Origin of the sequence: uncultured Chloroflexus sp. (genome assembly GCF_937129525.1) — a bacterium.
In the GTDB taxonomy this organism is placed as follows: domain Bacteria; phylum Chloroflexota; class Chloroflexia; order Chloroflexales; family Chloroflexaceae; genus Chloroflexus.
Window position 1 is genome coordinate 1 of sequence record NZ_CAKZNK010000007.1, and the last position, 6,893, is coordinate 6,893.

The following is a 6,893-nucleotide window of genomic DNA, read 5'->3' on the forward strand; positions in this document are numbered from 1 at the left end:
GCCACAACCGGCACTGTTGAGGAAATAACTGCCGAACCGCTCCCCGATGCGAGAGGCGGCGATACATCAATCGTTCCTGAAGCGTTATTACCGCCAGCGACAAAGACTTTCGATGCGCCAGAGTTAAGGGTAAAGCTTGCTGTTGATGGACTGCTACTCGTCGATTGCGGATACACTGATATGGTCACATCAGCATTGCCGGCGCCAACATTTTGAATGGTTGCCGTTGAATACCATCCCGTGCCCGGTAACGCCTGAGCATGCACCACAGAAGCAATGCTCAATACCAGCATAAGTGAGAAAATACTGAGCACAACACGTTTACGCATACAAACTTACCTCCTTGAAAGTTACCCGTGCCAACCCAAAACAACCTTGCAGAAGAGATCTTGACAATCTCTGCTCGCTCATTATGGCCATAATCTGCCGTCATCACCAATAATCCGAAAGGATTAATCGCTCACCACAAAGAGGTTAATGCTAGTCCAGATAGCCGAGACTGCGCAGGCGATCGAGCACCTCTCGCTCCGCTGCATCGCTTTCCCAACCGGTAGGGTTGAGTGGTCGGCGCGTTTCCTCAGCCTGACCAGCGTTGGACATAGATATGTCAACTTGATAATCGCTGGCAGTAGGCTCAAGAAATTCAATCAGCACGCGACCATCCAGCTCGGCAACAGGGGGAATACCCAGCAACTGCATGACTGTCGGCGCAACATCGATAATTTGCGCCTCTGCCAGCTTTCCTTTCCTGGGTATGACGGGACCACACATTGCCAGCATGCCCAGCGGACGATGAATCCCGGTGAAGTGAGAGCCAGGTGGCGCAAAAATTTGCCGCCCGGCCATTTCACGCCACGATTGCGCCACATAACTCATGCCACGCATGATAACATTCAGATCCGGCCCATAGCCGGCATACGGGCCGGTATACAAATCCTTGCCGCAATAAACGGCATCAACCACCGGTTGACCATCATCGGTAAGTTGGAAGAGGGCAGCCGTAATCTCATCAAGCAACGCCTCGTACTCTGCGCCCGGTTCAACAACGCCATGAGGTTCACGGCCACGAAGATTGATATAAATCTGACCGATATTACCAAAGCTGTAGGCTTTCGTTTGCGACCAGTCAATCGCGTCAGCCAGCAATTGTGTTGCTGGCGGCGCCAACCGCCGCTGCCACCCGATAGGAATACGATGGCGCAACCAGGTCCAAAGACGACCTTTTAATTTTGGCGACAGTTGTTCACGTGAGATCCCAAACGTGATAGCCAGACGCCTGAGCACATCTTCTTGTGGCGATAATGAACGACGCTTCAACCAACCTTGCTGTTCTAACCACACATTGAGAAACACTTCACGATGAAGTGGTCCTCCGCCATGGTCTGAAACCAGCACAACAGTAGTATCGGGACCGGCAGCGCGAACCAGACGACCAACCTCTTCATCAAGCAGGCGATGGATCTTTAAGATAGCCGAACCAAACTGCTGTGCCTGTTCGGGATTGTGCAACGGATGGGTCGGATCCATATGGTGCCAGAAGAACGTCTCTACTTCATCGATAGCGCGATAAACAATCATTCCCAGTTGCCATGGATGGCGTTCCATAAGCCGCAGCATGGCATCCGTTTGACCGCGCGTCACATTGGCTAGATCGACCAGCCATTGTTGCTCTCGTCCGGGGGCAAATTCGGTTGCAGGTTCGATCTGGTAACCCCATGCCAGTAACTCCTGGCGAAGCTGAGGAGGATGTGTAAACTGGCCACTCATTGGCGCGCCGAGACCAGAGACCATAATTCCATGTACTGGCGCCGGTGGATACGTCATTGGCACATTGATCGCCAGGACAAACTTACCGCATTCGCTGGCATAATGAAACATAGTCTTGAAAGTGGTTTGATCACGCCGCGTGCTGATGAGATGGTAACTACCCGGCGCCAGGCGCACGAAATCAAAAATGCCGTGCTTGCCAGGATTCAAGCCACTGATGAGTGATGTCCAGGCTGGCGGTGACATGACCGGGATCGTTGAACGCAGCGGCGCAAATGAACCCTGGCGAAGTATGCGCCCAATGTGAGGCAACCATCCCGCTGCGACCCAGGGTTCAATCAGATCAAGATCGGCGGCATCGAGGCCGATAATCAACACACGGTTCATAATTTACCTCCCACGATACTATGGCGGTTACGCATGCGAAGCCAACGACGGAATGCCTGTAGCTCTGAGACACGAATACCGCCAAAACCGTACAGTGCAACGAGATAGGTCAACGTCGTCAGCGCCACCATCACGAGCCACGGAATCTGCCACCATTGACCGCCGAGAAATACACTCAACGTTACAGCGCTAGCGCCCAGCGCAGGCCAGAGGATGGACCAGATTGACACCCGGTATAATTCCTGGCGAACGATCCAGAAACACCAGACGAAGACGAGCGCTGCCGAACTCACCTTCGCCAACGCTGCTCCAATCACTGTGTATGTTGACTGAAGTATCAGGTTGAGACTGACGTTCAAGAGCATACCGGCTAACTGCGGCAACACAGCGCGATGCTGAATACCGGCAGCCAGCATTAAACGTCCGTTTGGAACCAGTAGCATAATCCAAAGAAAAGACCAGATCATCACCTGCAAAACCGGCGCCGCGATAGCAAACGACTGGCGATACAGGATAGAAATGATGTGTGGCGCATAAAATGTGATTGACAAACAGAGCAATAATGCGCCATATAGCAATAGCCGCATTGACTGAATATACACGATAAAAGCCTTGTCACGCTCTCTGTGATAGGCCATAGATAACATGGAAAGCAGAATGTGGCGGAGACTATTAGGAATGATGAGCAATGCATTTAATAACGCTCCAGCCGCATTATATGCGCCAACCAGCACAATATCGTTCGTGCCACCACCAGAGAGGAGCAGACTATCAAAGTTGCTTTCGAGCGAAGCCATCAAAGCCATAAGGAACAATGGGGTTTCTGCGCGAACATAATGTAGCCATAGACGCGAACTGAATGAAATGGTCGGCCAGAAAAACCGTTTAACGACCAATCCAAAATAGATGAGAGCGCTGAGCCAACTTGTAACGGCTACTACCAGCGCTACTGCCGCGCTGTTTCCCCCCAGCCAGATAATAATGCCTCCCAACAATACGCGCGATATACCCGCCAGCGCATTGATCACAACAATGTAGTGAATACGATTCGTAGCAACGAAAAATGATTGAAAAAGATTGGTTACACTTTCCGGTATTAATGTTGATCCGATCACAACGATCACGAGGAGTGTATAGCGATCGTAAGCACTGAATGCCACCAACCAAACGCACAGACCAACAAAAATTAGCAAGGAAGCGGTGCCGCGCGCCAATACAAAATTTCCCAATGTCACCGGACTCTCGGCAATATCGCGCGCAGTTTCCCGATTAAGCAACTGCTCAAGACCGCCAAGACAAAACGCGGTAAGCAATCCGGTGTACACAAAACTAACACTAAACGTACTGGCTTCGATCTGATTGGCCCGCCATGTCAACAAAATAAAGAAAATCGTATTGGACATGCGCGCCAACAATTCTGCGAACACTGCCAGCCCTGTACCGCGAATTGCGTGCCATAACCAGGATGTCATGATGGAGGCTACCTTTGTCGGTGGATGATGAATGGATGTGGCGGCGTCCAGGATGGCGGCGCCGCAATGACATTACCGTAGCCGCGACCAGCCAGATGGGTCTGGTGAATATAAATTGCCGGTTCATCTGGATCGGCTACCGGCTCAATTCGATGGTAATGTGAATGATATCGCCAGAATCGATATCCAAACCGACCCAACAATTCCCAGATAGCGGTTTGGTGGCCAAATTTGCGATTAAATTCACACAAAATTAATGGCTGATGATGATTTTGCAACAGATCGGTTGCGTGGGTCAAAACAATATCTTCGGCGCCTTCCACATCAATCAAGATAAAATCTACGCGACCGATATCGTGCTCTCGTAACCAGGTATTCAGCCGGACAACCGGCACCAGTTCATACTTTTGTGAAGGGTTAACCGGTAACAACGATGCCTGCATTGCTGAAGCTTCCTGAAAAAGCCGTGTCTCGCCATCAAAAGCGCCAAGAGCTAGCCGAAACGTCGCAATATTATCGGGAACCAATCCAAGCATTTGATTCCATAAAATATTGATCTGTAATTGCTGATAGGTTGTTTTCGCCGGTTCGAAAGCGTACACAAAACCTTGGGGCAAGAGTTGCGCCAAAGCCAACGCATAAATACCCGTGTGAGCGCCAATATTCAACGCTATCATATCCGGCTTAACAAGGGACGGCAGAATGAAAAATTCAGCTTCATACAGTGGCACACGATGGATGAATAAGGGATATTCGGGCGCAAGCGCGGGAACAATGAGTTCAATCTTTGGGGCGTATGGGATCTGAATAATAGACGGCTGATTGAGCGAACCGTTTAAGCGACGCCAGTACCATTCAATCGTGCGTCTCAACAAGGCGCGCCACGGTAGCCGACCGGCAGGATAAACAAACCTTTGCGCCCAGCGCCATTCAGAGAAATGTTTGAAGAATGGTAGCTGCTGCCAAATGGTCATTGTTGCATGCCTCTCGCCATTCCATCATACCACGCCAACCGGCTTAACAGCAGGCCGGGTATCGTTTGCGGGTATGCGCGCAATTCAGGATAGCGAGCATAACGCTCGACACAATCCATCACAGCAAAGAACGGCGCCAGTACCCGTAACCATTCAGGCCGCCCGCGCGCTAAGTCAGTGCGACGATAACGTCCGGTAAACTCAGGATAACGCGGATAGATGGTGACGTAACTTCGTCCAAAGCTGGCGAGATGCCGCCAGAGATCACCGCTGCTAAGTCGGCGATGAACGTGTTTGACCACAGCCGCCGGTTCGAAGAAGAGGCGATAGCCACACCTTCGCAGCCGAAAAGAGAGATCAGTATCTTCGCCTGAAGCGCCGCTAAACCGTTCATCAAACCCGCCTATTTCAATGAAAAGGTCGCGACGGAGACTCAAATTGAGACTCGGGAGAAATGGTCGTATCCCGGCAGGTCGTGTGGCGAGAAAAGGTGTAAAAACTGCCAGATTGTCACACAGATGCCAGTACTGAGTATCATCGAAGGTGATGCCACCACCAACAACAACTTCACCGCGTTGATGCGCAAGCAGATGGTATTGCAGACACTGTGGGTGGGCCAGACAATCGGCGTCAAGAAACCATATAATATCGCCGCTGGACAGGAACGCCCCCTGGTTGCGCGCGCGCGCTGCACTGACCGGTGTGGGTGTTTCTACGAAACGGACAACCGGCTGAGCGGTGATACGCCGCTCATCATCGCGGCCAACGACAATAATTTCAGCGGGTGAGACGGTCTGCCGATCTATAGCAGCCAACACCTGGGCAATAAGTGGCGCATTCAGACCAGGAATGACAACTGAAACTCGCATTGTTTGCTTACCACACTTTTGCACGGCCAATCATCGACTCTGGGATAGGTTGACCAAGATAGGTCAGAATGGTCGGGGCCACATCGTAAATAGAAATATCTTCGATTATTGGCGTTGAACGTTTACGCTTTGGGTCATAAAAGATATACATACCAAATTGAGCATGATTGGCATCATCAGGACCGGTGTCGTTTTCGAAGGTATAAATATCAGAATATCCGACACTACCAACCGCGCGCCAGTCTAGATCGCCAAAATACACAATGAGATCGGGCGCAATCCCACGTACCTGCTGATAGATAGATTCTGGTTTGAAGACGCGATTGTTCATGACCTGACCCTGATGGTCATGAAGCGCCTGCAACCTGGCGACCAGTTCGTCACGCAATCGATCATACTCAGCATTGCTGACAACACCCTGAGGTTCGCGACCAGCAACATTTAAGAAGATCCGACCATAATAGCCGCCCGATCCCCAAGCGCGGGTACGCTTCCAATCGATCCGACACTGTTCGAGAGGGATTGGCCGTATAGGATATTCTTCCAAAACCAGATACCCTTCCTGAATGAGCCACTCGTTCAGACAGAATCCCCCCTGCATTGCCTTGGCGCCATGGTCGGAAATAATCAACACTGCGGTATTATCATCAACAATTTCTAATAATTGACCAATTTGTCGATCAATAAATTGATAATAATCATGAATTGCGCGAGCAAATGGACTATTAGCAACGTGTTTAGGATGTGCAGGATCCATGTCTTTCCAGAAACCATGATGAATTCGATCAACACCCATCTCAACCATGATCATAAAATCATAGGAATTTCGTTCCAATAACCGACGACAGATGGTAAATCGCTGCTCGGCCAGACGATAAATATCACGCAAAACACGGTGTTTATCAGGAGAACGAAAATCGGGCACATCGACCAGAAACTCATCACCAATCCAACTCTGGATGTCGTCTCGCAATGCAGGCGGATACGTAAACTGACTCTGCGCATTTGGCGTTAAGAAGCAACTCACCAGCTCACCATTCACTGGCCTTACCGGATATGTCGGCGGCACGCCGATGACCCCAACTCGTTTACCACGCGCGCCTAGAATATCCCACAGACGCGGCACGGTAACCGAGCGCGCTGTTGCAGTGGTCATTGCAGTATAGCTGTAATCAGCACGGTTTCGAAAACCGTAAATACCAAGTTGACCGGGATCCTGGCTGGTCATCATGCAAGTCCAGGCCGGAACGGTAATCGCCGGAATGCAGCTCTCCATTCGCCCATAGATACCGCTCTCCATCAGCGAACGCATCACCGGTAGATTGTTACGCCAGCGCGCAAAGATGAGTTCAGGCACAGCGCAATCAAGCCCAATGACCAGTAACTTTTCAGCGTGGGTAGCGATCGACATAGCTTCAGCTCTT

At 50.7% G+C, this 6,893-nt stretch carries 6 protein-coding genes; all 6 read right to left on the minus strand.

The genetic code is table 11. The annotated features are described in order from the left end of the window. Positions 1-329: hypothetical protein (locus tag Q0650_RS00260; RefSeq protein ID WP_298814486.1), on the minus strand; the 329-nt coding region annotated here is incomplete at its 3' end. A 151-nt stretch (positions 330-480) separates the two neighbouring features. Then, positions 481-2,154, minus strand: a complete 1,674-nt coding sequence (locus Q0650_RS00265) for an alkaline phosphatase family protein (protein ID WP_298814489.1) — start codon at positions 2,152-2,154, stop codon at positions 481-483. Continuing rightward, positions 2,151-3,626: an oligosaccharide flippase family protein gene (locus Q0650_RS00270; protein ID WP_298814492.1), complete on the minus strand. Its 1,476-nt coding sequence runs from the start codon at positions 3,624-3,626 to the stop codon at positions 2,151-2,153. The genes Q0650_RS00265 and Q0650_RS00270 overlap by 4 nt, the downstream gene beginning before the upstream one ends. An 8-nt stretch (positions 3,627-3,634) precedes the next feature. After that, positions 3,635-4,600, minus strand: a complete 966-nt coding sequence (locus tag Q0650_RS00275; protein WP_298814495.1) for an FkbM family methyltransferase — start codon at positions 4,598-4,600, stop codon at positions 3,635-3,637. Further along, positions 4,597-5,469: a glycosyltransferase family 2 protein gene (locus tag Q0650_RS00280; RefSeq protein ID WP_298814498.1), complete on the minus strand. Its 873-nt coding sequence runs from the start codon at positions 5,467-5,469 to the stop codon at positions 4,597-4,599. Before Q0650_RS00280 ends, Q0650_RS00275 begins: the two co-directional genes overlap by 4 nt. Positions 5,470-5,476: 7 nt before the next feature. Next, on the minus strand, positions 5,477-6,880 hold the full coding sequence (locus Q0650_RS00285) for an alkaline phosphatase family protein (RefSeq protein ID WP_298814501.1): 1,404 nt from the start codon (positions 6,878-6,880) through the stop codon (positions 5,477-5,479). Between the last annotated feature and the right edge of the window lie 13 nt (positions 6,881-6,893).